The organism is Pantoea sp. X-Soil-TKNS-1280 (assembly GCF_059730475.1).
Genome location: NZ_AP035962.1, coordinates 1,174,010 through 1,198,026 on the forward strand (window position 1 = coordinate 1,174,010; position 24,017 = coordinate 1,198,026).

The window sequence follows — 24,017 nt, forward strand, 5'->3', positions numbered from 1 at the left end:
ACAGCATCTGTAGGTTGCAGTAGACTTCATTGGACAATTAAGAATAAGGCTATGTCTAGGCTGATCACCGAAAACCAGTACCACCTCTACTGGCTGGCATGGCCCATAATTTAGAGGGCGTGAGGTGGTGTAATGATTAACGATAGGTTTTTAAAAATAAAGAAATGGATAGGGCTTGATGAGGCCGCAGAACGGCTTTCATCTTTAGTTGAGAGCAGTGTTACTATCTTGGATTTGATAGAGCTGAGCCTGTCGAAAGACCTGATCCTGTCTGTGAGATTACCTTATGGCGAAAAATTTGTTGGCCGTGAAATGGTTTATAAAGAAGTGCCAATTATTGACCATTATCAGGAAATTTTCCTTTTCACGCTGTCTTGCAAAATCGGCCTGAAATGTTCGAGCAAAGAGGATGTCCTGTCCGTATACGAAGAAGAGTTTCAGAAGTATTTGTTGGAAGAGTATCAAAAATCCATGGAGAAAATGTCCACTAAATATGGCTCTGAATACCAGGGAATGTCACTGGAAACATACCTCGAGAAAGGAATTTTTGGCGATTATGAATATGTAACCGGACCTGAGTATCTGACAGATGTTATTTATGATTTGCCGATGATTGGCGCTGAAGTGCTGGATGTTCAGCGGGTTTACTCTGCCAATAAAGGTTATGAATCAAATGGGTTGATAAATTTAAATGGTCCATTCTTGCGGGATATGGATGGACGATTGATTAACCTTATGGAGCCATTTGAAAAAGGAAAAATAAAGAAAGAAAAGAATGGTAATAGACGCTTGTTTGAATTGGATGAAATGAATTACTTCCCTACTGACGGACTTCCGACAAATAGTGAGCTAGGATTGCGCCCGGAAAATCTAATTGCTTTTGAGCGAACCATTACTGATACACAAGAATCTAATGTAATTGATTTCGGTTACTTGGTTGGTTCAATGATAAGCGTTCTGAAGAATACAAATAGTAAGCAAAGGCGCTGGACTCAAGACCTACTTAAAGAGGAATTGGTTGAAGCGTGCCCTCATTTCACTCGCCGTGCACTTGATAATTACTTTGCCGAAGCCAATAAGAAATACAAAGAAAAATTCAACTAAATCATACTGATAACTTCGCTGCGAAAATTATACTTTCGGTGCGATGACTTCGCTAGCTTGGTTGATTGTAATTGCTCCAGTTATCAAGACGTCTACAGGAGCTTACAATGTCAGCAACACTCATTCGTTTACCACAAGTACAGCGCCGAACCGGATATGGCAAGGCGTGGATTTATAAGCTTATTGCACAAGGCCGCTTCCCTCAGCCAGTAAAAATCGGGTCACGCTCGATCGCGTTCATTGAAAGCGAAATTGACGAGTGGATTAATCAGCGCATTGCTGAATCTCGTGCTGAGGTGGCCTGATGAATATCTTTATTCCTCCAACCCCTGAACAACGCCGCTCTATCCTCTCTGAATACGGCATCCAGTATGATCGCCGCATCCGCGAAGAAGAATGTGGCGAGATCACCAGTCTTTCCCGTTCCAGCCGCTGGAAGATGGAACAGGAGGGCCGCTTTCCTCCGCGCTGTCACTTTGGCCGCAATAGCTGCGCCTGGCTCCTTTCTGATGTGCTCTGGTGGGTTCGCAATCCACCGGCAGTGGAGAACGTCAATAACCCATACAGCCGCAAGTCGGCCTAACAGAATCACTATGCAATTACTCGCAAATTCGTCTGATCAGCGAAAGAAAATAACTTGCGAGAGTTTGCGTTCAATTTAATGCAGCATCACTAACGCTGTCGCGGCGGCTCTGAATAAATAACTTATTGGAGCATTAGAAATGAACCAGGAAAAAATTACTGGCTTAACTGGCAGCGGCCAGACTCAACCTGAAGCAAGCCAGAGAGAAATTCTTATTCAGCATAAGCAGGAGGCACGAATTGATTCACGTGTAATTTCACAACGCGCAGGAATCCAGCACGAAAGTTTGATGGCGACTATCAAATCGCATCAGGAAAAGCTGCGTCAGTTGGGTACGCTGCCGCGTCAGTCGCTGAGGGAGTTTTCCGATTTGAAATCGGAAAACCCCAAAAGCAAGGGAAAGGGTGGGCGTCCGGAAATCAGTTATCTGCTGAATGAGCCTCAACTCGATTACATTCTCCGCGTACTCCGTGGGCGCGATCCGGAGCGCATGAATCAGTTCAAACTGGATGTGACCAAAGCATTCTCCAGACGCCGTGCTGCCGAACCGATTCGCCGGGAATACCTGCCCGGATATCATGAAAGCCGTGACAGCCTCAAGGCGCTCGGCGCACAGCGTCGCCATTACATCAATTTGGCCCGTGCTGAAAATCGCGTTGTTGGCCTGTCCGATGGTGAGCGCGGCACTGCTGATGAGCAGCAGTTGGGCCTGCTGGTGGTAATGCAGAAGATTGAGCAGGCGGCTTTTGATGAAGCAGTGCATAACGGCATGAGTCCGGGCGATGCTGTTCGTGAAGTAGCACGCCGCATGGAAGCATTCGCCAGCCTGATCTCATCTTCGCCTGTGCTGGGAGTTCGTTAATGAGTCCTCAATCTGAAAATCTGAGCTCCCCCGTTTGGGGGCGCTCAAATCCGTTTGAAACAGCAGCGTGCAATTATCCGGGGCGTATTTTGCGGGTCAGCAATCCTGACGCACAAAAGCAAAGGACAGATTTGTCCCTTGCTCCAACTAAACGTAATCCTTTGATTATTTCGAAATCCTCCAACGGAGGACTTTGGAATGATTGGTTTTTCAATCATGAGGAAAATCAAGATTATCCAAATCTGGATTACGGAAACCAACTATCTTTTAGCGAGTCGGTAAACCAATCCTCTTTCAGAGGGGCAGTTAATCGCATGGGGGGTTACGAAAATTTCGTAGGTGAAGAATCAACCTACACAAAAAGTGCAGGTCACCGCATTTCGGGGAACATGCCTGTTTATCGTCAATGCGCCAGATATTGGATGGCGGCTTTAATCAGCAATCCAATCCAGTATGGAGATGAGGCCAGGACAACCAGCAGTGTTACGGCAATCGCATCTTTATATTTCATTTCCGGTATTCCGACTGGTGAAGCCGTCAATATTTGCAAGCTCCCTCTTCAGATAGCCCCTGCATTTAGAAATAGCGGTTGCAAGAAGAAAGGCTCTTCTCCATTGAAAGTAAGTAATGGCCGGGAGCCTGACATAAGTGGTGCGAGTACTATCACTAAAAACTCGGACTCTTATAGTCCTTGGGTCTGTCTCTTCGAATTCGATGTCGTAACCGCTGAACGCGCTTCTGATTACGTCATATGCCTCGGTCTTATTGTATCGCATATGCTCACCCTACAGCTTAATAAGGGGAATAGACACCGTAACGGTTATATCGTGCGGTACAACCAGAAAAAATACTCCAATCAGTCCTTTGGCTCATTTTCGCCACGGCCCAACATTTTTTTGCAGACAGCGGTCAACTGGTCCTTCAGAAGTTTGCTGCATGTTGCTGGTGGTGCGGATATGAATTTAAAAGCCAGAAATGCCACTGCAACGATGATTATCAGGATTATCCATCTGCGCATCATTTATCCCTTGGATGTTCAGTGCCTAGAGAAAAACAGGAACATACAGAAAGCAACTGTGATAACTACGATCAAAACTGACTGCCACGGTCTGATCATCTCACGGCCTCCTTTAGTCGATTGCTATCAGCCTGAAAGGCTCGGGTCTGTGGAGCGGTCTTTAGTTTTTGCTCGCTGGCGGCGCTTGATCTCTCCTTTAGCTGCAATCACCAAAAAACCAGCCGTGCTCTCACCTTCTTCTTTGAGGCGTTCAATATCTTCAAGTACATCATGGGGTATGCGAACCGTTGTCATTTGTGATTTTGCGTTCTTCGTACCAGTTGCCATTACTGAAGCTCCTTTAGTTAGGTGTATTTCAGTATACGCAAAAAAAATGACAAGAAAAGACTTGAGGTGTATTTCACTATGGGCTAGCTTTAAAAAAGAAGGTGACATACACCTTTTAAGCGCGAAGCCCGGAAGTGGTGGAACACTAACCGGGCCTCTGACCAAACCGCTAGTTGGAGTAACGATTATGGCTGAGCAACAGCATACCCAAACTCGTCCCAAATATCAGTATCGTTTTCTGGCACTCAGCGCCACTGAAAGCAACGTCATTCACATCACCGCCACCACTGAACATGAAGCCCGTAAGCAGTCACCGGCTGGCTGCGTGATGGTCTTTGCTGGCCGTCTGCCTGCTCAGGAGGTGCGCCATGCGTGATCTTACTCAATCAGAAGTGCTCGAAGTGGTAACCGGTATTGAGAATGCCCTGTGCTTCAGTGCTCAGGCTCTGGCCGTCATGGATTTATGGATGGATAGCCTGACCAGAGATGATGAAGGCGAGTGCAACCGGCTGTCAGCAATTTACACCCTTCTCCATGAGATGAAATCCCACCTGGAAAAAGCAATGGAGCAGAGCCATGTGTGAAATCACTTTAGAGCAGGCCGCTGAAATGGCACATCAGGCCGAGGTTATCTGCCTGCTGGCAGAAGATACCCCTCACCAGCTTGATCAAGTGGATATCGAAGCGATTTTCTCATTGCTGAGAGCGCTGACCGGGAAAGTTGCGGGTTGTCTCATCAACGAAGTTGCAAATCAGGAGGCAGGGAATGCGTGAACCTCAGATTAACGACCGCTGGCAGGATGTGCGGGGCGAAGGCGTGACAGTCACTGACGTGGCATTTAACCGCGTGTCGTTTCGGCGGGATGGCTATGAGCATCCCTGTGTTTACCCGGTCAGCCGGTTTGTTAAGGAATTTCAGTTTGTGAGCTGGGGGATGCCTGAATGAGTGACGCAGCAATGAAATATGAAGAAATGTCTGACCCCCTTTTTTCCTGCGTCTACAAATGGGTTAACGGGCACATTCTGGACAAAAAGGAAACGGTAGCAGCGGCGGCTCGCCATAAGGACAAATCCTCTGCATATGGTGCGCTGGCAGAGCAGCTTAAAGGGCTGGTGGTTGGTCATGGCGTCACACCTGATGAGCTGATTAATCGCGGTCTGCTGCTGACTGATTCCGCTAAACAGAAACAGAACCGTATCGGGCTGGTGGCGGGGTTGATTGGTGATGACGGTATTAAGTCGGTGCTAACGGATTCGGACCGTATTAACCGTCTCTGGCCTCTGCCAAAGCCGGAGAAGAAAAAGCGTATTACCGATGCGGCCACCTCATCACTGGCGCAGATGGGGCCAAGCCAGCGCGGTGAGGTGCTGCTGAGCCACTATGATGGCCTGCTGTCACTGCACGGCGATTCAGACACCGTACACCATTATAACGGAGTGATCTGGCAACCGGTTAGCGATAAAGAGCTGGCGCGGGAAATGGCAAATATCTTCCGTGAATCGGACGTTCCCTATTCGATGGCCGCAATGAAAAACACTGTGGATACCATGAAGCTGAGCCTGCCAGTAATGGGGGTGACAGAGCGTAATCTCATCGGTTTCCGCAACGGTGTTTTTGATACCCGGAAAGGCGAATTCAGGGAGCACAGTCAGGATGACTGGTTGCTGATCGCCAGCGATGTTGATTTCATCCAGGTTGTAGAGGGGGAATCATTGCAGGACCATGCACCGGCTTTCTGGAAGTGGCTCAACTGGTCAACGGCCGGTAATCAGCGTAAAGCTGACCGCGTGCTGGCGGCGCTCTATATGGTCATGGCAAACCGCTATGACTGGCAACTGTTCCTTGAGGTCACCGGCGCGGGTGGCAGCGGCAAGAGCGTGATGGCTGAAATCTGCACTATGCTGGCCGGTAAAGGTAACACTGTCTCAGCCAGCATGAAGGCGCTGGAAGATCCACGCGACAGAGCGCTGATTGTGGGTTATTCACTCATCGTCATGCCTGATATGACACGCTATGCCGGTGACGGTGCGGGCATTAAGGCGATTACGGGCGGTGATAAGGTGGCGATTGACCCCAAACATAAACCGCCCTATTCAACACGTATCCCTGCTGTCGTGCTGGCCGTCAACAATAATGCCATGACGTTCAGTGACCGCAGCGGCGGCATATCGCGGCGGCGGGTGATTTTCAATTTCTCCCAGGTGGTGCCGGAGAACGAACGTGATCCAATGCTGACGGAAAAGATTGAGGCAGAACTGCCGGTGATTATCCGGCATATGCTGAATCGCTTTGCTGTTCAGTCTGAGGCAAAAGCGCTGTTGTTCGAGCAGCAGAAGTCTGAAGAAGCCCTCGCCATCAAGCGAGAGGGCGATTCACTGGTGGACTTTTGCGGGTATCTGATGGCGCTGGTGGAGTGCGAGGGGATGATTGTGGGTAATGCTGAAATGGTGCCATTCAGCCCGAGACGTTACCTCTATCACGCATACCTGGCTTATATGTCCGCTCATGGGCTGGGCAAGCCCGTATCGTTAACCCGGTTTGGTACGGATATGCCCGGCGCTATGTCAGAGTATGGCAAGGAGTATAAGCGCAGGCAGTGCACCAGAGGGGCAGATAAAGGAAGAACCATTTCCAACATCCTGCTGGGTGATGATGCTGAAGGGTGGTTGCCGTCAGCAGCAGGAGGCAAGGAACAGGTGTAAGGTCAGATATAAAAAATTATTCAAAAAGTGTCTACCGTGTCTACTCAGTAATATTACATATTAACTATCAGTAACTTAATAGGGTAGACAGTTGGTAGACACTCTTTAAAAAGTGTCTACCGTGTCTACCATTTGGTTAATTATCACCCAGAAAGTAGAGAGTCTGGTAGAGAGTAGTAGACAGTTCAACAGCCTACTCCCTACCACTTAAAAATATGATTTGAATGAATAAATAAACCCCGGTAGACAGGTAGACACTTAAACGCATAAATTTTATTTTTATACCCCAATCCATCATCAAGCAGGAGCAGATATGCCGATCACAATGAAGGACATAAGAGAATATCAGGAGCAGTTTGGTATCCATGACCTGAGCGCTATGCCAACGAGTGAATACCGTCAGGCGCTGGACTCAGGTGCATTCGTCTGGTTAGACCACCATGAACAAATCAGAAGCACTTTTTCTGATGAGGTTCTGGCGACGAACCGCGAGCAGGTTGATGCATTAATTCAGCGACTTCAGGAGTTTAGAGAGCGGATGGCGACGCCACCAGACTGGGTGAGTGAAAAGTAAGATAATGGTTTGGCACAAGAATAGCGGGGGGTTATAGGGAGGTTAATTGGTAATGAGCTATATATTTTCTTAGATATTTTTGAGAAACAATCTATTTATTAACCCTCAATAAAAGTCATGGAGGTATTTTGAATATCAGTTCTGATAGAATGGTAGAATGGATTTATCAAAGGCGGGAGTCAGTTGTCGGTTTAGTCTCTCATTTTTTTGCTGCTTTATTTCTATTCAAAAATCACCCAATCCTTGCTTACGTTATAGTTTATGCCTTTAGCTTATGGAAGCTCAATGATATTAAAGATGTAGTGGTGAAATTTACCAAAAGCACCATCGCCATTAAGTTTTACAATATCGCTGTCTGGTATATTTCCTACCTTTTATCCACCAAGCTCCTGAGCTATCTATTCTCTATAAATGAAAGCAATCTTAAATTTTCCCCGGGAATTCTAGCTATTCCCGTTTCCATCATCCTTATTTATTTGTTGATTTTGATTTTTGCACTATTTCCAATGATAATCATGCAAATTATTCCTTTCTTATCAATATTCATCAGTCGAAGCATCAGGGATAAGATCTCAGAATCAACATTCTATAAAGTATGCAAAAACTATTACCACCTGATAATAGTACTGTCTCCCATATACATTCTTGTTGCCTTCGCAATTCCATATGTTGTGAAAGTATCTCTTTTAGCGGATGCGCAGTATGTTTCTGATTGTGGGCCAAAGCAACGTGACAAAATGTACCTTACAATTAACGACAAAGAATGTTATGAGCTGACACTGGACAGAAACTTCCTGTTCTCAAATCCCCAACTAAAACCAAAGCCCGTAAAGAAAGAAATGTAAATTATTTGCTCTCATGCTTGCCAGTGTTTAGCCTGATTAATTTCGGGCTTTTCTTTATATTTTTCATGTATATGTTGATTAGTGGCACTCAGACGTGAGCCGCCACTGGCCGTTAAATCAAGCTGCGCGAAGTAGCCTGCGAGATGCAGAAAAAGGTTTAACGGCCACCCCCTTCCGAGCTGGTTTCACGTCTCAACTTCCTTATTGCTACGAGAAACCATTCATGAAAAAACTGTTTGAACTGCGCCAGCAGAAAACCACCCTCAAAGACCAGATGCGCTCCCTGCTGACCACCGCTGACGGTGAGAAACGCAGCCTGACCGAAGAAGAAGGCAAACAATTCGATGAGCTGCGCGGCAAAGTCGCTGAGCTGGATATCGAGATCACCCGCCTTGAAGCCGTTCAGGATGAAGACCGTAATCTGCCCGGCACTCAGGTGGATGGCAAAAAGGTCAGTAACGACGAACTGCGCCACTACATCATGACCGGTGACACCCGCTCACTCTCCACGCTGGTGCAGGCTGACGGCGGCTATACCGTTATCCCTGAGCTGGATACGCAGATTATGCGCCAGTTGCAGGATGACAGCGTGATGCGCTCCATCGCCACCGTTAAGACCACCAAAACCAACGAATACCAGAAGCTGGTATCTGTGGTCGGTGCAACGGTGAATCGCGGTACTGAGGGCGAAGATCGCACCGAAACCGCTACTCCGAAACTGGAAGAAGTCAGCATCAAGCTGAATCCGATCTACGCCTACCCCAAAACCACGCAGGAGATTCTCGACTTCTCCGAGGTGGATATTCTGGGCTGGCTGTCCTCTGAAATTTCCGACACCTTCAGCGCCACCGAAGAAGACGACTTTGTAAACGGTGACGGCACCAAAAAGGCCAAAGGCTTCCTGGCTTATCCGCGTGTGGCGACCGGTGATAAAACCCGTCCGTTCGGCACGCTGGAGAAAGTGGAAACCGCAGCCGTTACTGCTGATGGCCTGATCGACCTGCTTTACAAACTGAAAGCGAAATACCGCAAAAATGCCACCTGGGTGATGAATTCCAACACCGCCGCCACCCTTCAGAAACTGAAGAACGGCAACGGTGATTATATCTGGCGTGATCGTCTGGTGACCGGTTCCCCGGATACGCTGCTTGGCCGTCCGGTGCAGTACGTGGAAACCATGCCGGATGCGGCAGCGGGCGCTGCGTTCCTGGCTGTGGGCGACTTCCAGCGCGGTTACTTCATCGTGGATCACACCACTGGTGTGCGTACCCGCCCGGACAACATCACCGAACCGGGCTTCTACAAAGTCCACACTGACAAATATGTTGGCGGCGGCGTGGTGGACTCAAACGCTATCAAAGTTCTGGAACAATCAGGCGCTGGTTCCTGATTTGGTTCGTGAGGGGCTTCGGCCCCTTTTCAGTCTTTGTGGAGCACACCAATGAAAACAAAAGAATTTGAATTAAGGACCGCAGATTTTCAGCGTGAAGGCCAGAAAATAAAGGGCTATGCCGTCCGCTGGATGGATGAGTCACATTTATTATTTGGCGAGTTCAGAGAACGATTTGCGCAGAAGGCATTTAGCCAATATTTATCTACTTCGCCCGATGTGCGTTTTCTGTTTGAGCATCAGTTTTCGTCACTGCTTGGCCGCACAACGTCTAAAACACTGCTGGTGGAAGAAGATAATACCGGCCTGCGCTTTGAATTAGATATCCCTGACATTCAGATTGGCCGTGACGCCGCAACCATGATTGATCGTGGTGATATCACCGGCGTCAGCTTCGGGTTCAGGGCGTTAAGTGATGAATGGATTACTGCAAGCACGCCCTATCTCAGAACCGTTCTGACCGCTGAACTGAGCGAAATCAGCCTGACCAGCGTTCCGGCATACCCGACGAGCAGCGTTGAAGTGGCTCAGCGTTCTCTCTTTATCCAGCATCCTGAGCTGCGCCGCCGTTACGACAACCGCCGCCGCTGGGCCGAATTAGCGGGGCTGTGATATGTGGCCTTTCAGCCGTAAAAAAGAAGAAAAACGCAGCATGACCATTGATGAATGGTTAGCGATGGCAGGGATTCCCAATACCGGCTCAGGTGAGTATGTCTCGTCCGGTACAGCGGAATCTCTGCCGGCGGTCATGAATGCAGTGTCAGTCATCAGCGAAGCGGTAGCGACCATGCCCTGCTATCTGTATCAGGTACGCCATCAGAAAGGGCAGGAAACGCGGGAATGGCTCAGCAATCACCCGGTGGATTTTCTGCTAAATGAGCGCCCCAACGAGGTGCAGACCGCCTATCAGTTCAAGCGCACCATGATGCGCCACTGTCTGCTTAACGGTAATGCCTACGCGGTGATCCAGTGGGGGAATGACGGCCAGCCGCAGGCGCTGTATCCGTATGCGCCCGGGTCGGTTGTGCCGGAACGGATTGGCGAGCGGAAATATCGCTACACCATCACCGAACCCTATACCGGCAGCGTCCGTGCTTACCTTCAGGAAGAAATCCTGCATCTGCGCTATGCCTCAGACGATGGCTTTATGGGGCGCTCGCCCATCACCATCTGCCGTGAAACGCTGGGGCTTGGCCTGGCTCAGCAGCGTCACGGTGCCAGCATTATGAAAAACGGCATGATGCCATCTTCAGTCATCACCACCAGTGAGTGGTTTGACAGTATCAAAGGCAAGCAATCTATGGATGCTTTGGATCGTTATAAAGGCGCTAAAAACGCCGGTAAGACGCCGATCCTTGAGGGGGGCATGAAATACGAACAGCTTGGCATGAGCAATCAGGATGCCGAGTGGCTCTCATCACGCCGCTTCACCATTGAAGACATTGCCCGCATGTTCAACGTGTCTCCGATCTTCCTTCAGGAATACAGCAACAGCACTTACAGCAACTTCAGCGAAGCGAGCCGGGCCTTTCTCACCATGACCATGCGCCCGTGGCTGGCGAACTTCGAGCAGCAGATTAAATCCGCGCTGATTGCTGCGTCATCCGTTCCGGGTGTGCGCTACCAGGTGGAGTTTGATTCTGCTGACCTGCTGCGCGCCACCCCAACCGACCGTTACGCCACCTACGAGAAAGGCATCAAAAACGGGATTCTCAGCCCGAATGAGGCCCGCGAGCGTGAAGGCATGGCCCCGCGAGAAGGGGGCGACGAGTTCAGCCAGGCATGGAAGCAGGAAGTCAGTATCAAGAAATCCGGGGAGGCTGACGAGTGAGAGCAGGAGACATGAATCGCCGTGTGACGGTGCAGGCCTATGTCAGCGTGCAAAGCCCGACGACCGGCGCTGTCACCAGGCAGTGGCAGGACCTGTGCACTGTCTGGGCTGATATCGCTGATGTGAGCGGCAGAGAAATCATCGCATCCGGTGCTGTAATGAGTGAGATCACCACCCGCATCTGGATTCGCTACCGCCCGGATATTGTGGCCGCTTATCGCGTTCTCTGGCAGTCACCCAACGCACGCGGCATGGTCTACACGATTCAATCTGTTATCCCGGACAGGAACCACACCCGGCTTGAACTGCTGTGCAAGGGGGGCATTTTCAATGGCTGATTTCATTACTCTGGCAGAGGCAAAGCTGCACTGCCGTATCGATGATGACTATGAAGACACGCTGATTCAGGCCTATATCGCTGCCGCGCTGGAAGTTTGTCAGAAGCACATCGGCAAGCGGTTCGACAGCGACACACCGGATATTGATTTCAATCCGGCGCTGAAGGTGGGTTGCATGATGTACATCTCACAGCTGTATGAGTACCGCACCACCATCAGCGATATCGAGGCCAAAGAGGTGCCGTTTGCCATCTCTGCGCTGTGGTCTGCTTACCGTGACCCGGGAGTTTACTGATATGCCGTGGCAACCCTTACGCCGGTGTACTGAGCCGGGATGCAATAAGCGCGTGAAGTCAGGTAAATGCGATGAGCATAAGCGCGTGGCACAGCGTGAGCTGGATAAACGCAGAGGCGGACGCCGCGAGCGGGGCTACTCCGCATCGTGGGAGAAATACCGCCTGACGTTTCTGAAGGCAAACCCGTTGTGCGTTGAATGCCTGAAGCTGGGCCTGTATGTGCCTGCCAGAGTGGTGGATCACATCATCCCGATTGTAGGCGGCGATGACGTGCTGTTCTGGCCTGTCTGGAATCACCAGCCTTTATGCCAGACACACCACAATCAGAAGACGGTTCAGCAGGACCCGACCACCAAAGCAAACCGCAGGGCTGGTATGTACTGCGAGCAGGAAGCACGCGCTGCCAGCCGCAATGACTGGATGTATGAGGCAGACCATGAATGAGAAAGAGCTGGCGAACCTCTACCGCTCACTGATGAACAGCCGCGATGATTTCACCCGGAAGCGCAGCAGGATGAATGAACGTCTCAGTGAGCCACGCCTGACACCACGCGAACGGGACATCCGGGAATGCATGCGCAACCGATGATGATTCAATCTGAAATGATTGCATTTGAAACCATTTCAAATGGGAATGATTCTCATCAGAGGGGTGGGGGAGTCTTTCAGGACAAAGCCAGAGGCCGCAGGCACCAGCCGCCCCCTCAGATTTTTACGCGCGGTGATTTTTTTGATAGCAGTAAGCCTTAAGGAAACAATAAGTTATGGCAAGACCACCCAAACCACCTGCCTACCTTGATGAAATTGCGGTGCAGCAGTGGAAAGCAAAGGCAAAGCAACTGGCCGAACGGGAAGACCTGACCCCGGCTGACTGGAACAGCCTGGAATTATATTGCGTCAACTACTCGATGTATCGCCGGGCCGTTGAAGACCTTGCGGTGCGCGGGTTTACCGTCGAAGGTTCGCGGGGCGCAGCGACCAGCAACCCGGCACTGAAGGCAAAATCTGACGCCGAGCGGATCATGATAAAAATGTCGTCGCTGCTGGGCTTTGACCCGGTAAGTCGCCGCAGAACGCCGGTAGAAACGGATGAGAGAGACGAGCTTGACTGCCTGGAATGAGTACGCCAGCGCTATAAAATCGGGCGAAATTCCGGCCTGTAAGCGCGTAAAACAGGCCGTGGACAGGTACTTTTCCGACCTGAACGACCCCCGATACGGGTTCGATACGGCGACTGTGGAGCGGTTTATCGCGTTTTCCCGGCTGTGCCCCCACGTCAAAGGGCCACTGCGCGGCAAACCGATTGAGCTGGAGCCGTGGCAGCAGTTCGCCTTTGCCTGCCTGCTGGGCTTCAGGGTGAAGGAAACCGGGCGGCGTAAATACAAAAGCGCTTACATTCAGGTGCCCCGTAAGAACGCCAAATCCACGGTGGCCGCGATGCTGGCTAACTGGTTTCTGGTCATGGAAGAAGGTCAGCAGGATATTTACACCGCTGCCGTCAGCCGGGATCAGGCCCGTATCGTGTTCGAAGATGCGAGGCAGATGTGCCTGCTGTCAAAGCCGTTGAAAAAGCGCCTGACCATTCAGCAGCATAAAGTCATCTTTGCCAAATCTAACAGCCTGCTGAAACCGCTGGCGGCCAAAGCAGCTACCATTGAGGGCACTAATCCCAGCCTTTCAATTGTGGATGAGTACCACCTGCACCCGGATAACGGCGTGTATTCGGCGCTTGAGCTGGGCATGGGCGCTCGTCCTGAAGGCGTGCTCTTTGCCATCACCACCGCTGGCAGCAATATCGTCTCAGCCTGCAAGCAGCACTATGATTACTGCTGCCAGATACTGGCAGGCGAGGAAGTGAATGAATCGCTGTTCGCGCTCATCTATGAGCTGGACGACGAAGCGGAGATTGATGACCCGGCGCTGTGGGTGAAGGCCAATCCCAACCTGGGTATTTCTGTTGATGCGGCCGCACTGAGCGACACGATAGCCAAAGCACGCGGCATTCCCTCGCAATGGGTGGAAATGCTGACCAAACGTTTCAACATCTGGTGCCAGGGTGCCACGCCGTGGATGGGTGCCGGTGCATGGGAGGCATGCGGCGCTGATTACAGTGAATCCGATTTGCGCGGCATGGAGTGTTACGCCGGGCTGGACCTTTCCTCAACCGGTGACATTGCCAGCATATGCTATGCCTTCCCGTCAGACCGTGAAATCCGGTTACTGACCCGGCACTATCTGCCTGAAGCGCAGTTGCAGAACGTGGCGAACAAGAATCGTGCCATTTACCGCCAGTGGGCCAGAGCGGGATGGATACGCACCACGCCGGGTGACTGCATCGACTATGACCGTATCCGCGACGATATCCTGCGCGATGCGGAGATGTTTAGTATCCGGCTGGTGGGCTTTGACACCTGGAACGCCACGCATCTGCGAACCCAGCTACAGGGTGCCGGTCTGGACGTTGAGCCGTTTTCACAGACCTATCTCAAATTCAGCCCGGTAGCGAAATCACTGGAGGTTTTCGTTAACCGTAAGGTGATACGCCATAACGGTGATCCGGTCCTGGCATGGGCCATCAGTAACGTGGTGATGGAGAGTGACGCCAACGCCAACATCAAGCCCAACAAAAAGAAATCGGCCAACAAGATTGACCCGGCTGTTGCGGCGCTGATGGCGTTCGGCACCTGGCAGGCTGAGCACGAAGATTTCAGTTTTGATATGTCCGAGGCCCACAAAAAACGGCTGGCGACCTTTACAGGTATCTGAGGTGCAGATGGACCACAAAGACGTTGCAGAAGCACTGGCCGCCGCCATGAAACAGGATGGCTGCGAGCTTGACGGCACCGACAGGCTGTTAATTCGTAAAACTGTATCAGATGGGCTAGTGGCACAACGGCATAAGGAGAGCCAGAAACGAGCCGCAGCCGGATCGTTCACCTGGCAGAAACCGCGCAACCCCCGACTACGCTAATTTGTGACTCATGTTTTTGGGGGTACATTTGGGGGTATGTGTGATTTTGAATATTAAAAAAATAATTAAATAACAGGTTATTAGTTTTTATTATTCAATCCTGTAGGGGCCGAAACATTCCTCCCCGCATCCGGTGCCAGCCTCACCATATCCACCACCCCAATCAGCGTAATAATAGCAATCACCACAAATCCCACCTTAAACCCCATACCGGGCACCGATCCATAGCCTAAATCATCCCCCAGCACCGTTCCCAACCGAATACACAGCGCGCCCAGCGTCACGCCCAGCCCGCTTGCCAGTTGTAATGACGTACTAAACAACGTATTTGCCGAACTCATTTCCTGGGCGGGTACTTCGGCAAACGCCAGAGAACTGATCCCGGTAAATTGCATCGAGCGGCTTAGTCCTCCTAAGAAAAGCAGCACCAGCGTAATCACATGCGGCGATGTCGGCGTCAGGAAAGCACACAGTAACAACGTCAATACGCATGCCACTCCATTACCAATCAGCAATTTACGGAAGCCAAAATACCGAATCAGCGGAGTCGTGGCGGGTTTCATCGCCAGGTTGCCAGCAAATACCGCCAGTACCAGAGAACCCGCCTGAAATGCATTCATACCAAAACCCACCTGGAACATTAGCGGCAGCATAAATGGCGCGGAACTGATGGTGGCGCGCAGCAGAAAACCCCCGCGCATGGTGATACGAAAAGAGGGCACAGTCAGTGATGACAGCCCAATCAGCGGCGCTTTGCTGCGGCGCAAATGCCGGATGCTCCAGACCAGCGTTCCCAGCCCGATGGCAATTGTCACTGCCGCACTCGTCAGGTTTGCGCTTTGCTGGCTCAGCATCTCCAGCCCGGCGACCAGGCACAGCATCGTGATGCCCGTGGCAACAAATCCGGTGAAATCGAATGAACGTCGCTCGTGCGCCGACTGGTTTGGCATCATGCGCAGGGACAGCACGATGGCGATAATCCCCAGAGGCACGTTGAGGAAAAAGATCCAGTGCCAGCTGGCGTAAGTGGTGATAAATCCTCCCAGCGGTGGTCCGATGATCGGGGCCACCAGCGCGGGCCATGTCAGGGTAGCAATGGCTTTTATCAGCTGATTTTTAGGTGTGGTGCGCAGTACCACCAGACGTCCGACAGGCACCATCATGGCACCGCCAACACCTTGCAGAATTCGCATCAATATGAATTCTGTGACGTTATGCGTCAGGCCGCAGAACAGTGATGACAGGGTAAAAATACTCAGCGCGAGGGTGAAGACATTCCGTGCTCCAAAGCGCTCCGCCACCCAGCCATTGGCCGGAATTAATACTGCCAGCGTCAGCAAATAAGCACTGATACCAATATTCAGATCGACGGCTGAGACACCAAACGCTTTCGCCATATCCGGCAACGCGGTAGCGATCACCGTGCCATCAAGGAATTCCATAAAGAATGCGCTCGCCACCAGCAGCGCCAGCCCTGAAATGCGGCCCGAACCAGAACGGGAAATATCGTCCCCGGTTGAATCAGATAAAGCCATGAGGCGTCCTTAGCATGCAACTTTTCAAAGCAGAGGTTGATGTCTGACAGGTTTGAAAAGTTGTTATACCAAAAAAACAATTGGCATAAGAACCCTCTCTTCATACTTCTTCGCTAAATATTGATATTTGACAATCATTTCCCTCTCTGATGATGCACGCAATTTCCATCACAAGCCGTTCTGCAACCGGTGTTCAGGATGGTAAGATACGGCAATAATCAGCCCCGGAAGAGGTCAGAATGAGTCAGGTCGCCACCGCGAAACAGCGAGAAGTGCAGCGTATTGTTGATGCGTTGTCGCTGGCCATTGCGCAACATCGTCTAAAGCCCGGTCGGCGCTTGGTCGAAGCGCAGATTGTTGAGGCGCTGAAAGCCAATCGCAACCATGTTCAGGCCGCTTTGCAGCGCCTGGCGTTGCAGCATATTGTCACCATTGAACCGAATATCGGGGCGATGGTGGCTCATCCCGAAGCGACCGAAGCGCGCGAGATTTTTATCGCGCGTCGGGCAATTGAGAGCGCCATTGTGGCCTCCATCACCCCTGAGCAAATGGCGCAGTTTGCCGATGAGATCGAGGCGCAGCAAACGGCGGAACATGCTGCCACCGGGCAACAGGACCGTCGCCACATTGTGCGTGAATTAAGTGCGTTTCATCTGCTGCTGGCAAAGGTCAGTGGCAACAAGGTGCTGAGCGAGATCCTGTCCAACCTGATGGTGCGCAGTTCCCTGATAGTGGCGCTCTACCAACGCAATGATGTGCCGTCCTGTCAGTGTGCTGAACATGGAGCCATTCTGGCGGCATTAAAAGCGGGCAATATTGCAGAAGCGCAGCAAACCATGCTGGCGCATCTGGATGAGCTGGAAGCCGAGCTGGATTTAACCGAAGTGGTTTCTGAGGATTTGTCGCTTAGCCAGGCATTGATTTAGCGGCGCAATTTCGTACGCCGCTTCAGGCTTTCAGGGGCGATAGAGCGTTGCCTGCGGACGGGAAAAGGTTTGCCGCCCGCGCTTAAATCCGGCGATCGGCGGCGCTATCTGCGCCACAATCTGGTCTGCGCGTTCCACATCAAACACCACCATATCAGCCAGACATCCCGGTGCTAACCCGTAGTCGGTTAAGCGCAACAGCTTTGCAGACTGGCTGGAGATCCAGCTCAGGCAGCGTAGCAAATCCGCCTGTGTTCCCAACTGACGCACGTTGGCGAACAAATTTGCCTGACGCACCAGCGAAGCATCGCCAAACGGCGTAAAGGGATTGGCGATATTATTGGTGGAGAGCGAACACACCACGCCGCAGCGATCCAGTTCATCCAGCGGGGCTACGCCACGCGGTTGCAGTGCAAAGCGATCGCGTGCGGTGAGGAACAGGTCGGTGGCGGGCAGGGCAGTGACCTGCACTCCGGCCCCGGCCAGTTTCCGGCCTAACTCATGCAGCTTATCCCTTGCCAGAATCGACAGCTTAGTGACGTGCCCAACAGTGACGCGGCCACCCCAGTTGGCACCTTGCGTTTCATCGATGACGCAGTCAATCAGCCGATTCTCTGGCGCGAGATCGAAATCGAGGTGGAAGTCGATATCGACATCATAGCGCTGGGCCAGAGCGAATAGCCTGCGAATCTGTCCAGCCGGATCGCTGTCGGTATACGGACATCCCCCCAGCAGATCCGCGCCCGATGCCAGCGCTTCACACAACAGTTCCTCGGTGCCAGGATTATTCAGCATCCCTTCCTGCGGAAACACGCAAAGTTGCAGATCCATCGCCCAGGCATATTCCGTCTGTAAACGGCGAATGGCACGAAAACCTTTCAGACCGACTACTGGATCGATTTCGATATGGGTACGCATACGCGTGGTACCCTGCGCAATGGCTTGTTCCAGCACGCGCGCGCCGCGTTGATAAACATCTTCTTCACTGAAATCGGCTTTGGCGCGTGCCGTTTCACGAATCGCCTCAGCCAGCGTACCTTCCTGCTGATGGCAACGATCAATGATGCAGGCTTTGTCGAGGTGGATATGGGTTTCCAGCAGACCGGGCAGCACCAGCGCACCGGCAAAATCCAGCGTTTCTGCCGCTCCATTCTGCGTAGCAACAAAATGCTCCCCGGCGATGTGCAGGGTCTGCAATGCATCTTCACCCGGCACGCGGGCGTTGATTATGGTGAGTCGCTTCATGCGTTTCCTGCTCCCAGCCAGGCTTCTGCCAGATCCGCCTGCGCCAGCAAATCCTGCGCACGTCCGGCTTTTACCACTTCACCCGATTCCAGCACCAGCGCCCGGTCAGCAATGGTCAGGGCGAGGTTAGCCATCTGATCGACCAGCAGCAGCGTGACGCCTTCATTACGTAATCCCGCCAGCGCATCATATAACTCGCCAATCATCGCTGGCGACAAGCCCAGGCTGGGTTCATCCAGCAATAGGATCGAGGGGCGGGACATCAACCCGCGACCAATGGCCACCATTTGCTGCTCACCGCCAGAAAGCAGCCCCGCCTGGCTGTGCAGACGTTCGCGCAGACGGGGGAAGCGGCGCAGAATCGACTCCACTTCTGCCTGCGGATCGAGGCGTTGGCTACAGGCATATTGGCCGATCAACAGGTTTTCCAGCACGGTCATTTGCGGGAACAGCTGACGGCCCTCCGGTACCAGCGCCAGGCCGCGAGCGGCGATCTGGGCGGCATTGAGTTCCTTGATCGAGTGATCGTGCAGATAGATCGCGCCGCTGCGTGCCGGATGCAGGCCCGCCAGCGTTTGCAGAATGGTTGATTTTCCGGCTCCGTTCGCCCCGAGGATGGCGACGGTTTCGCCCGGATTTACGCTAAAGCTGACATTACGCACCACCGGTGCGGCACCATAATCCAGCGTCAGCTTATCCACCACCAGGCCAGGTTCGCCGGTGGATCGCAGCGGCATCACGCGTGGCTTGCCGCGATATTCTGTCCCGCCGAGATAGGCGGCGATCACTGCTGGATTGCGCTGCACTTCAGCCGGGTTACCCTGTGCCAGCGGCTTACCGGCATCCAGCACCTGCAAACGGTCGCTCACGGCCATCACCAGTGCCATGTCGTGTTCAACAACGATCACTGCCAGACCAAAGCCAGCCAGACGACGCAGCAGCGGGATCAATGCGTCGGTTTCTTCCCGGCTCAGTCCGGCGGCAGGTTCATCCAGCAACAACAGGGCGGGATCCAGCGCCAGCGCACGGGCAATCTCCACCAGACGACGATCAACATGGGGCAGATCTTCTGCCGGGGTGTGCACCGAACCGCGATATCCCACCAGCGCCAGCAGTGCCATCGCCACCGCCTGTGCCTCCCGGCCCGGATGACGCCACGGCAAGCCCTGACGGCCACGCTGCTGCGCCACCAGCAGGTTTTCCAGTACGCTCATGCCGCTGAATAACTGGGTGGTTTGATAGGTGCGGGCGATACCGGCACGCGCCACCCGCCATGCAGGCAGACCACGCAGTTCCTGTTGCAGACGGATGCTGCCGCTGTCGGCGCGATAGAACCCGCTGATCATATTCAGCACCGTGGTTTTACCGGCCCCATTTGGTCCCATCAGTCCCAGGATTTCTCCGGCGCGCACGTTGAAGCTGACGTCTTTTGCCGCCTGCACGCCACCAAAACGGATGCCAATACCTTCAACTTTCAGGACATCCTGGCCCGCACGCTGGAAGTGGCGTTGCAGCAGAGATTCATCCGGGGTGTCCGGGGCAAATTGCGGAGCGGGTTTGACCAGCCAGCGCGCCAGTGTGCCCAGCAGGCCACGCGGTGCCAGCCACAGTACGCTGAGCAGCAGCACGGCGAAAATCAGCAGACGATATTCGGCAAAGGATGACAGCAACTCCGGCAGCACCACAATCAACAGCGCACCGAGCACCGGGCCGAACAGCGTGCCGCTGCCGCCCACCACCACAGCCAGCACAAACAGGATCGATTGAGAAAAAGGGAAGGAGTCCGGGTTGATAAACATCATCAGTGGCGCAACCAGGGTTCCGGCAGCACTGGCCAGCATGGCGGAGAGGGTAAACGCCAGAGTTTTGCTCACCACCGGATTAAAACCCAGCGAGCGCGCGGCAATATCGCTGGCCTTGACGGCACGCATTGCCAGTCCCCACTGGCTGCGTTGCAGCCGGGCAAACAGCGTCAGCGCCACAATCATCAGCAGGGCGCAACACAGCGCCAGACCCACCGTGGGATCCAGCGGCCCGAAGTCCGGCATCGGGATCCCCATCAGCCCGTTCGAGCCACCCGTCACCTCGCGCCACTCAATCAGGACATGGCGCACCACCAGCGCAAAGGCGATGGTGATCATCGCCAGGAACGGACCGCTGACACGCAACGCCGGAATTGCCAGCAGCCCGCCAATCACTCCACATACCAACATGGCTGCCAGCATCGCGACGCCCAGTGGCACGCCGTTCATGGTCAGCCCTGCCGAGATATAGGCTCCGACAGCATAAAAAGCGATATGACCGAAGGAGATTTGCCCGCTCAGTCCCAGCAAAATATTCAGCCCGACCACCGTGGTGACGGCGAGGGCAAACAACGAAAACACCAGCAGGGCATAGCTGCCGAGCACGAAGGGCAGCAGCAGGCTCAGCAGCGCGACGGCCACCAGCGCGAATGCATTGAAGGGGAGGGTTTTGATCATACTTTTACCCTTAATTTTTGCCCAAACAAACCGTTCGGACGCAGCGCCAGCGCCAGAATCACCAGTGAGAAAGTGAAGATTTGCGTGAAGGCGGAACCAAACCACAGCGTGACCAGCGCTTCGCTGAGGCCAAACAATAAACCGGCGACCCAGATACCGCTGCTACTGGCGAGGCCACCAAGGATCGCCACCGCAAAGGCTTTCAGCCCGAATAGCGTGCCCATATCACTTTGGATGCTGAACAAGGGAGCGATCAGCAAACCCGCCAGCGCGGCAAATACGGTAGAGAGGGCAAAGGCCGCAGCCACCACCCGGTTGACCCGGATCCCCATTAACTGCGCAGCTCGCGGATTTTGTACCGTGGCTTCCAGCACTTTGCCGATGCGGCTGTAACGCCGCACCAGCGTCAGAGCCACGACGATCACCACGCCGGTCAGAGGGATCAGCAGGTTGATCAGTGACCATGAGGTACCGAACAGGGTAAAGGTGACGTCGGTCACCGGGAACTGGCGCGGTTCTTTACCAAAGGTGAACATCGCGAGGTTATCGACCAGGATCCCGCCCGCCACCGTTGCCATCAGCCAGGCTTCAGAATTGCGCGCCACAAACGGGCGCACCAGCAGGCGTTCAATCACTACGCCATACAGCGCGCAGCACAGCAGCGTGGCGGGTAAGGCCAGCCACAAGGGCCAGCCAAATGTCACGTACAAACTGTAGCCAAGGGTAGCACCGACCATCATTGCGCTACCCTGAGCAAAATTCAGGGTGCGCGATACAATCCAGGTGATGTGAAAACCCAGCGCCAGCAGGGCATACATGCTGCCGAGGCTCAGTCCGGTGGACAGGGCGGTGCTCCACATAATCCGTCTCCTTACTCAGTGACTGGCAGGATCTGCTCGCCTTTGAACTGGGCGAAAACATAATCTTTTGGTCCCAGCGCATCGTGCTGCTGCACTGTGAACGGTTGCTGGTAGTGCTTAATCAGCCCGTCATAGTCTTTAATGGCGTAGAAACCGTCACGAATGGCGGTGCCATCGAGGCTGCTGGCGTTGTTAAGTGCCATCGCTGTCAGGTGCATCGCATCGTAGGCGTTGGCGATACCCACAGCCGGGGTGACATCCGCCAGCCCTTTGATTTGCGGATACTGTTTTTTCAGTTCATCCATCACCTGGTTGCCTTTGGCCGAATTGTGGTCGGTGAAGACAAAGGTCTGGATAAAGGTCACCTGATCGGCTCCCGGTCCTGCCAGCTCGCTGAAGCGTCCACCGGCTGGTCCCCAGTGCGAAACCACCGGCACCTGCCAGTTCATCTTATGCAGCGATTTGACCACCTGAGCAGAAGGTCCGACGTTGCCGACCATCAGCAGGGTGTCGGCACCGTCGTTTTTCAGCCGGGTCAGCTGCGGCACCAAATCAACATCGCTGTCTTCAATACGCTCGACGCCCGCTACCGGGATGTTGTTTTTCTGCAACGCGGCACGGAAGCCTTTCTCGTTTGATTCACCCCATGGGTTGTTGACCAGAATCATGCCGGCTTTTTTCATGCCTTTCTTTTCGCTGGCGTATTCCACCAGCGCTTCATCCACCAGCTCATCCACGGCAGAGACGCGGAACACGTAGTTTTCCTTCGCACCGTTATGGGTAATGCCAGTACCGGCGGCCCACAGTCCGACAAACGGGGTTTTCAGTTGATTAGCCAGCGGGACGATCGCCAGAGATACCGGGGTATCGAGGCCACCAAACAGCACGGCGACTTTTTCCCGTTGGATCAACTCACGAGCTGCCAGCATCCCTTTGCCGGGGTTACTTTCGTCATCACGGCGTACCAGCTCCAGTGGATGGCCTTTCACACCACCCGCTGCGTTGATCTCGTTGATGGCGATGGTCAGCCCGCGCGTCAGGGCTTCACCTGATTTTGCTGACTGACCGGATAAGGCCGTGACCAGGCCGACTTTGATCGGTTCTGCTGCGATAGTGGCTGCTGACATCATGCTCATCACGGCCACGACAGCGCATTTACGCCAGTTTTTCAGTAACGATTTTCCGGACATCTCTCACCTCAGGTAGATTGCTAGCAATAATATTTTTATTTCTAGCAATTACGATGCCAGTTTGATATTGCTTAGAAACAGGCGCTTTTTGCCGCAAGTTAGCGGAAAAACTGCGTCATTTTGGTGCTGGTGCGCCAGCGTTGTGCAAATTACCTTCAGGGGGTGTTATGTCTGGCATTGAGCAGGCAGTAGAAGTGGTGAAGAAGTTTCTGGCGGCATCGATGGCACCCGATGCGGTGTTAGCAGCAACCTATATGCATCCGCAGGTGAGCATTACCTTTACCGGTAAACGTGAGTTTCCTGGCACTAAAGGGATCACCGATTTTAATGGTACGCGTTATAAATGGGTGAAGAAGTCGCTCGGGCAGTTTGACTGGATGGATCGTGGCGATCACGTGGTGGTGTACTCCAACGGCACGCTGTATGGGGAATGGCCGGATGGTAAGCCTTTTGCCGGTAACCGTTATCTGGATCGCTATGAAGTGCGTGATGGGCTGATCGTGAAAATGGATGTGTGGAACGACAGCGCCGAATGGATATTAATGCCGGAAATTGGTCGGGTGGCGTAGTTCTGAGCCATGGCGGCGTGATGAACTGCGCGATAAATCGCGCCGCTACAACCTGGCACTGGCTAGCTGCTGACGTTTTGTGCATCGAAACTGATATACAGATTTTCCGGCATGCTGAAAATCCTTTCCAGTGACAGTATGTTTTTCGCGCCGGTATCAATATGAGCTGGAACCAGGCGCGGACCTTCAGCATTATTTTTTGATTCAGTGGATTTAATAACGTGTGGCACTATCATTCCCGTTATTTTCTTATTATCACAACCAATAAGAACCAGACAGCACAGCAGTGCGGTGAGTATCGGCCAGTTATTCATTTTCCTCGTCCCTGTAAGTAACAGTAGGGGGAATATAAAGGCATATCCCGGACGAA

At 52.9% G+C, this 24,017-nt stretch carries 30 protein-coding genes; 23 read left to right on the forward strand and 7 right to left on the reverse strand.

Annotated elements, in window-relative coordinates:
- The first annotated feature begins 132 nt into the window (after positions 1 to 132).
- The 4 genes from AC6I8X_RS05390 to AC6I8X_RS05405 all read left to right on the forward strand — a co-directional run bounded on the left by AC6I8X_RS05390 (position 133) and on the right by AC6I8X_RS05405 (position 2,549).
- On the forward strand, positions 133 to 1,104 hold the full coding sequence (locus AC6I8X_RS05390; protein ID WP_497840679.1) for a hypothetical protein: 972 nt from the start codon (positions 133 to 135) through the stop codon (positions 1,102 to 1,104).
- 107 nt (positions 1,105 to 1,211) lie between these two features.
- On the forward strand, positions 1,212 to 1,409 hold the full coding sequence (locus AC6I8X_RS05395) for a helix-turn-helix transcriptional regulator (RefSeq protein WP_497840680.1): 198 nt from the start codon (positions 1,212 to 1,214) through the stop codon (positions 1,407 to 1,409).
- Positions 1,409 to 1,687, forward strand: a complete 279-nt coding sequence (locus tag AC6I8X_RS05400) for a helix-turn-helix transcriptional regulator (protein ID WP_497840681.1) — start codon at positions 1,409 to 1,411, stop codon at positions 1,685 to 1,687. Before AC6I8X_RS05395 ends, AC6I8X_RS05400 begins: the two co-directional genes overlap by 1 nt.
- 289 nt (positions 1,688 to 1,976) lie before the next feature.
- The gene (locus AC6I8X_RS05405) at positions 1,977 to 2,549 is read left to right on the forward strand and encodes a Rha family transcriptional regulator (protein ID WP_497840682.1); all 573 of its coding nucleotides are present in this window, start codon (positions 1,977 to 1,979) and stop codon (positions 2,547 to 2,549) included.
- 1,144 nt (positions 2,550 to 3,693) lie between these two features.
- Here the strand turns inward: AC6I8X_RS05405 and AC6I8X_RS05410 are convergent.
- The gene (locus AC6I8X_RS05410; RefSeq protein WP_497840683.1) at positions 3,694 to 3,894 is read right to left on the reverse strand and encodes a YlcI/YnfO family protein; all 201 of its coding nucleotides are present in this window, start codon (positions 3,892 to 3,894) and stop codon (positions 3,694 to 3,696) included.
- 187 nt (positions 3,895 to 4,081) lie between these two features.
- On the opposite strand from AC6I8X_RS05410, the gene AC6I8X_RS05415 reads away from it, so the two are divergent.
- The 17 genes from AC6I8X_RS05415 (at position 4,082) to AC6I8X_RS05495 (ending at position 14,842) form a co-directional block, all read left to right on the forward strand.
- Complete coding sequence (locus AC6I8X_RS05415; RefSeq protein WP_497840684.1) at positions 4,082 to 4,270, forward strand: host cell division inhibitor Icd-like protein; 189 nt, start codon at positions 4,082 to 4,084, stop codon at positions 4,268 to 4,270.
- Positions 4,263 to 4,478 (forward strand): hypothetical protein, encoded by a 216-nt coding sequence (locus AC6I8X_RS05420; protein WP_497840685.1) that lies wholly within the window; start codon positions 4,263 to 4,265, stop codon positions 4,476 to 4,478. The genes AC6I8X_RS05415 and AC6I8X_RS05420 overlap by 8 nt, the downstream gene beginning before the upstream one ends.
- Positions 4,471 to 4,668 carry a hypothetical protein gene (locus AC6I8X_RS05425; protein ID WP_497840686.1) on the forward strand — a complete coding sequence of 66 codons (198 nt, stop codon included), beginning with the start codon at positions 4,471 to 4,473 and terminating at the stop codon, positions 4,666 to 4,668. Before AC6I8X_RS05420 ends, AC6I8X_RS05425 begins: the two co-directional genes overlap by 8 nt.
- Positions 4,661 to 4,840 carry a DUF4222 domain-containing protein gene (locus AC6I8X_RS05430; RefSeq protein WP_497840687.1) on the forward strand — a complete coding sequence of 60 codons (180 nt, stop codon included), beginning with the start codon at positions 4,661 to 4,663 and terminating at the stop codon, positions 4,838 to 4,840. The genes AC6I8X_RS05425 and AC6I8X_RS05430 overlap by 8 nt, the downstream gene beginning before the upstream one ends.
- Positions 4,837 to 6,597, forward strand: a complete 1,761-nt coding sequence (locus AC6I8X_RS05435; RefSeq protein WP_497840688.1) for a DNA primase family protein — start codon at positions 4,837 to 4,839, stop codon at positions 6,595 to 6,597. Before AC6I8X_RS05430 ends, AC6I8X_RS05435 begins: the two co-directional genes overlap by 4 nt.
- A 313-nt stretch (positions 6,598 to 6,910) precedes the next feature.
- Positions 6,911 to 7,171, forward strand: coding sequence for a hypothetical protein (locus AC6I8X_RS05440; RefSeq protein WP_497840689.1), 261 nt, complete (start codon positions 6,911 to 6,913; stop codon positions 7,169 to 7,171).
- A gap of 128 nt (positions 7,172 to 7,299) precedes the next feature.
- Positions 7,300 to 8,016, forward strand: a complete 717-nt coding sequence (locus AC6I8X_RS05445) for a hypothetical protein (RefSeq protein WP_497840690.1) — start codon at positions 7,300 to 7,302, stop codon at positions 8,014 to 8,016.
- 223 nt (positions 8,017 to 8,239) lie between these two features.
- Positions 8,240 to 9,406 (forward strand): phage major capsid protein, encoded by a 1,167-nt coding sequence (locus AC6I8X_RS05450; protein WP_497840691.1) that lies wholly within the window; start codon positions 8,240 to 8,242, stop codon positions 9,404 to 9,406.
- A 51-nt stretch (positions 9,407 to 9,457) separates the two neighbouring features.
- Positions 9,458 to 10,018, forward strand: a complete 561-nt coding sequence (locus tag AC6I8X_RS05455; protein WP_497840692.1) for an HK97 family phage prohead protease — start codon at positions 9,458 to 9,460, stop codon at positions 10,016 to 10,018.
- Between the two features lies 1 nt (position 10,019).
- Positions 10,020 to 11,237 (forward strand): phage portal protein, encoded by a 1,218-nt coding sequence (locus AC6I8X_RS05460; RefSeq protein WP_497840693.1) that lies wholly within the window; start codon positions 10,020 to 10,022, stop codon positions 11,235 to 11,237.
- Positions 11,238 to 11,248: 11 nt separating this feature from the next.
- Positions 11,249 to 11,575, forward strand: a complete 327-nt coding sequence (locus AC6I8X_RS05465; protein WP_497840694.1) for a phage head closure protein — start codon at positions 11,249 to 11,251, stop codon at positions 11,573 to 11,575.
- On the forward strand, positions 11,568 to 11,870 hold the full coding sequence (locus tag AC6I8X_RS05470) for a head-tail connector protein (protein ID WP_497840695.1): 303 nt from the start codon (positions 11,568 to 11,570) through the stop codon (positions 11,868 to 11,870). Before AC6I8X_RS05465 ends, AC6I8X_RS05470 begins: the two co-directional genes overlap by 8 nt.
- Position 11,871: 1 nt before the next feature.
- On the forward strand, positions 11,872 to 12,315 hold the full coding sequence (locus AC6I8X_RS05475) for an HNH endonuclease signature motif containing protein (RefSeq protein ID WP_497840696.1): 444 nt from the start codon (positions 11,872 to 11,874) through the stop codon (positions 12,313 to 12,315).
- Positions 12,308 to 12,460 (forward strand): hypothetical protein, encoded by a 153-nt coding sequence (locus tag AC6I8X_RS05480; RefSeq protein WP_497840697.1) that lies wholly within the window; start codon positions 12,308 to 12,310, stop codon positions 12,458 to 12,460. The genes AC6I8X_RS05475 and AC6I8X_RS05480 overlap by 8 nt, the downstream gene beginning before the upstream one ends.
- Before the next feature lie 175 nt (positions 12,461 to 12,635).
- The gene (locus tag AC6I8X_RS05485; protein WP_497840698.1) at positions 12,636 to 12,992 is read left to right on the forward strand and encodes a phage terminase small subunit P27 family; all 357 of its coding nucleotides are present in this window, start codon (positions 12,636 to 12,638) and stop codon (positions 12,990 to 12,992) included.
- Positions 12,976 to 14,637: a terminase large subunit gene (locus AC6I8X_RS05490; protein WP_497840699.1), complete on the forward strand. Its 1,662-nt coding sequence runs from the start codon at positions 12,976 to 12,978 to the stop codon at positions 14,635 to 14,637. The genes AC6I8X_RS05485 and AC6I8X_RS05490 overlap by 17 nt, the downstream gene beginning before the upstream one ends.
- Before the next feature lie 7 nt (positions 14,638 to 14,644).
- Positions 14,645 to 14,842: a hypothetical protein gene (locus tag AC6I8X_RS05495; RefSeq protein WP_497840700.1), complete on the forward strand. Its 198-nt coding sequence runs from the start codon at positions 14,645 to 14,647 to the stop codon at positions 14,840 to 14,842.
- Between the two features lie 80 nt (positions 14,843 to 14,922).
- Here AC6I8X_RS05495 and AC6I8X_RS05500 read toward each other — a convergent pair whose 3' ends face one another.
- A complete protein-coding gene (locus tag AC6I8X_RS05500; protein WP_497840701.1) occupies positions 14,923 to 16,377 on the reverse strand; it encodes an MFS transporter in 1,455 nt (484 codons plus the stop codon).
- Between the two features lie 239 nt (positions 16,378 to 16,616).
- Here AC6I8X_RS05500 and AC6I8X_RS05505 point away from each other — a divergent pair, with 239 nt between their 5' ends.
- Positions 16,617 to 17,303 carry a GntR family transcriptional regulator gene (locus tag AC6I8X_RS05505; protein ID WP_084873323.1) on the forward strand — a complete coding sequence of 229 codons (687 nt, stop codon included), beginning with the start codon at positions 16,617 to 16,619 and terminating at the stop codon, positions 17,301 to 17,303.
- A 30-nt stretch (positions 17,304 to 17,333) separates the two neighbouring features.
- Here AC6I8X_RS05505 and AC6I8X_RS05510 read toward each other — a convergent pair whose 3' ends face one another.
- The 4 genes from AC6I8X_RS05510 to AC6I8X_RS05525 are packed head-to-tail and all read right to left on the reverse strand — an operon-like array spanning position 17,334 to position 23,078.
- Positions 17,334 to 18,548, reverse strand: a complete 1,215-nt coding sequence (locus AC6I8X_RS05510; protein ID WP_497840702.1) for an amidohydrolase family protein — start codon at positions 18,546 to 18,548, stop codon at positions 17,334 to 17,336.
- Positions 18,545 to 21,028: a branched-chain amino acid ABC transporter ATP-binding protein/permease gene (locus AC6I8X_RS05515; RefSeq protein WP_497840703.1), complete on the reverse strand. Its 2,484-nt coding sequence runs from the start codon at positions 21,026 to 21,028 to the stop codon at positions 18,545 to 18,547. Before AC6I8X_RS05515 ends, AC6I8X_RS05510 begins: the two co-directional genes overlap by 4 nt.
- Complete coding sequence (locus AC6I8X_RS05520; RefSeq protein WP_208714269.1) at positions 21,025 to 21,888, reverse strand: branched-chain amino acid ABC transporter permease; 864 nt, start codon at positions 21,886 to 21,888, stop codon at positions 21,025 to 21,027. The genes AC6I8X_RS05515 and AC6I8X_RS05520 overlap by 4 nt, the downstream gene beginning before the upstream one ends.
- A gap of 11 nt (positions 21,889 to 21,899) precedes the next feature.
- The gene (locus AC6I8X_RS05525) at positions 21,900 to 23,078 is read right to left on the reverse strand and encodes an ABC transporter substrate-binding protein (protein ID WP_313682817.1); all 1,179 of its coding nucleotides are present in this window, start codon (positions 23,076 to 23,078) and stop codon (positions 21,900 to 21,902) included.
- Positions 23,079 to 23,245: 167 nt separating this feature from the next.
- Between AC6I8X_RS05525 and AC6I8X_RS05530 the strand changes: the two genes are divergently transcribed.
- Positions 23,246 to 23,647 carry a nuclear transport factor 2 family protein gene (locus tag AC6I8X_RS05530; protein ID WP_313682819.1) on the forward strand — a complete coding sequence of 134 codons (402 nt, stop codon included), beginning with the start codon at positions 23,246 to 23,248 and terminating at the stop codon, positions 23,645 to 23,647.
- A gap of 62 nt (positions 23,648 to 23,709) precedes the next feature.
- Here AC6I8X_RS05530 and AC6I8X_RS05535 read toward each other — a convergent pair whose 3' ends face one another.
- On the reverse strand, positions 23,710 to 23,961 hold the full coding sequence (locus tag AC6I8X_RS05535; RefSeq protein ID WP_313682821.1) for a hypothetical protein: 252 nt from the start codon (positions 23,959 to 23,961) through the stop codon (positions 23,710 to 23,712).
- Positions 23,962 to 24,017 lie beyond the last annotated feature (56 nt).

What these genes read in the sequence shown, in the direction of transcription:
- AC6I8X_RS05430 (WP_497840687.1), top strand. Translation starts at nt 4,661, where the DNA reads ATGCGTGAACCTCAGATTAACGACCGCTGGCAGGATGTGCGGGGCGAA.
- AC6I8X_RS05450 (WP_497840691.1), top strand. Translation starts at nt 8,240, where the DNA reads ATGAAAAAACTGTTTGAACTGCGCCAGCAGAAAACCACCCTCAAAGAC.
- AC6I8X_RS05400 (WP_497840681.1), top strand. Translation starts at nt 1,409, where the DNA reads ATGAATATCTTTATTCCTCCAACCCCTGAACAACGCCGCTCTATCCTC.
- AC6I8X_RS05465 (WP_497840694.1), top strand. Translation starts at nt 11,249, where the DNA reads ATGAATCGCCGTGTGACGGTGCAGGCCTATGTCAGCGTGCAAAGCCCG.
- AC6I8X_RS05440 (WP_497840689.1), top strand. Translation starts at nt 6,911, where the DNA reads ATGCCGATCACAATGAAGGACATAAGAGAATATCAGGAGCAGTTTGGT.
- AC6I8X_RS05395 (WP_497840680.1), top strand. Translation starts at nt 1,212, where the DNA reads ATGTCAGCAACACTCATTCGTTTACCACAAGTACAGCGCCGAACCGGA.
- AC6I8X_RS05495 (WP_497840700.1), top strand. Translation starts at nt 14,645, where the DNA reads ATGGACCACAAAGACGTTGCAGAAGCACTGGCCGCCGCCATGAAACAG.
- AC6I8X_RS05500 (WP_497840701.1), bottom strand. Translation starts at nt 16,377, where the DNA reads ATGGCTTTATCTGATTCAACCGGGGACGATATTTCCCGTTCTGGTTCG.
- AC6I8X_RS05460 (WP_497840693.1), top strand. Translation starts at nt 10,020, where the DNA reads ATGTGGCCTTTCAGCCGTAAAAAAGAAGAAAAACGCAGCATGACCATT.
- AC6I8X_RS05520 (WP_208714269.1), bottom strand. Translation starts at nt 21,888, where the DNA reads ATGTGGAGCACCGCCCTGTCCACCGGACTGAGCCTCGGCAGCATGTAT.
- AC6I8X_RS05455 (WP_497840692.1), top strand. Translation starts at nt 9,458, where the DNA reads ATGAAAACAAAAGAATTTGAATTAAGGACCGCAGATTTTCAGCGTGAA.
- AC6I8X_RS05475 (WP_497840696.1), top strand. Translation starts at nt 11,872, where the DNA reads ATGCCGTGGCAACCCTTACGCCGGTGTACTGAGCCGGGATGCAATAAG.
- AC6I8X_RS05515 (WP_497840703.1), bottom strand. Translation starts at nt 21,028, where the DNA reads ATGATCAAAACCCTCCCCTTCAATGCATTCGCGCTGGTGGCCGTCGCG.
- AC6I8X_RS05390 (WP_497840679.1), top strand. Translation starts at nt 133, where the DNA reads ATGATTAACGATAGGTTTTTAAAAATAAAGAAATGGATAGGGCTTGAT.
- AC6I8X_RS05535 (WP_313682821.1), bottom strand. Translation starts at nt 23,961, where the DNA reads ATGAATAACTGGCCGATACTCACCGCACTGCTGTGCTGTCTGGTTCTT.
- AC6I8X_RS05405 (WP_497840682.1), top strand. Translation starts at nt 1,977, where the DNA reads ATGGCGACTATCAAATCGCATCAGGAAAAGCTGCGTCAGTTGGGTACG.
- AC6I8X_RS05510 (WP_497840702.1), bottom strand. Translation starts at nt 18,548, where the DNA reads ATGAAGCGACTCACCATAATCAACGCCCGCGTGCCGGGTGAAGATGCA.
- AC6I8X_RS05425 (WP_497840686.1), top strand. Translation starts at nt 4,471, where the DNA reads ATGTGTGAAATCACTTTAGAGCAGGCCGCTGAAATGGCACATCAGGCC.
- AC6I8X_RS05410 (WP_497840683.1), bottom strand. Translation starts at nt 3,894, where the DNA reads ATGGCAACTGGTACGAAGAACGCAAAATCACAAATGACAACGGTTCGC.
- AC6I8X_RS05485 (WP_497840698.1), top strand. Translation starts at nt 12,636, where the DNA reads ATGGCAAGACCACCCAAACCACCTGCCTACCTTGATGAAATTGCGGTG.
- AC6I8X_RS05530 (WP_313682819.1), top strand. Translation starts at nt 23,246, where the DNA reads ATGTCTGGCATTGAGCAGGCAGTAGAAGTGGTGAAGAAGTTTCTGGCG.
- AC6I8X_RS05435 (WP_497840688.1), top strand. Translation starts at nt 4,837, where the DNA reads ATGAGTGACGCAGCAATGAAATATGAAGAAATGTCTGACCCCCTTTTT.
- AC6I8X_RS05480 (WP_497840697.1), top strand. Translation starts at nt 12,308, where the DNA reads ATGAATGAGAAAGAGCTGGCGAACCTCTACCGCTCACTGATGAACAGC.
- AC6I8X_RS05525 (WP_313682817.1), bottom strand. Translation starts at nt 23,078, where the DNA reads ATGTCCGGAAAATCGTTACTGAAAAACTGGCGTAAATGCGCTGTCGTG.
- AC6I8X_RS05505 (WP_084873323.1), top strand. Translation starts at nt 16,617, where the DNA reads ATGAGTCAGGTCGCCACCGCGAAACAGCGAGAAGTGCAGCGTATTGTT.
- AC6I8X_RS05415 (WP_497840684.1), top strand. Translation starts at nt 4,082, where the DNA reads ATGGCTGAGCAACAGCATACCCAAACTCGTCCCAAATATCAGTATCGT.
- AC6I8X_RS05470 (WP_497840695.1), top strand. Translation starts at nt 11,568, where the DNA reads ATGGCTGATTTCATTACTCTGGCAGAGGCAAAGCTGCACTGCCGTATC.
- AC6I8X_RS05420 (WP_497840685.1), top strand. Translation starts at nt 4,263, where the DNA reads ATGCGTGATCTTACTCAATCAGAAGTGCTCGAAGTGGTAACCGGTATT.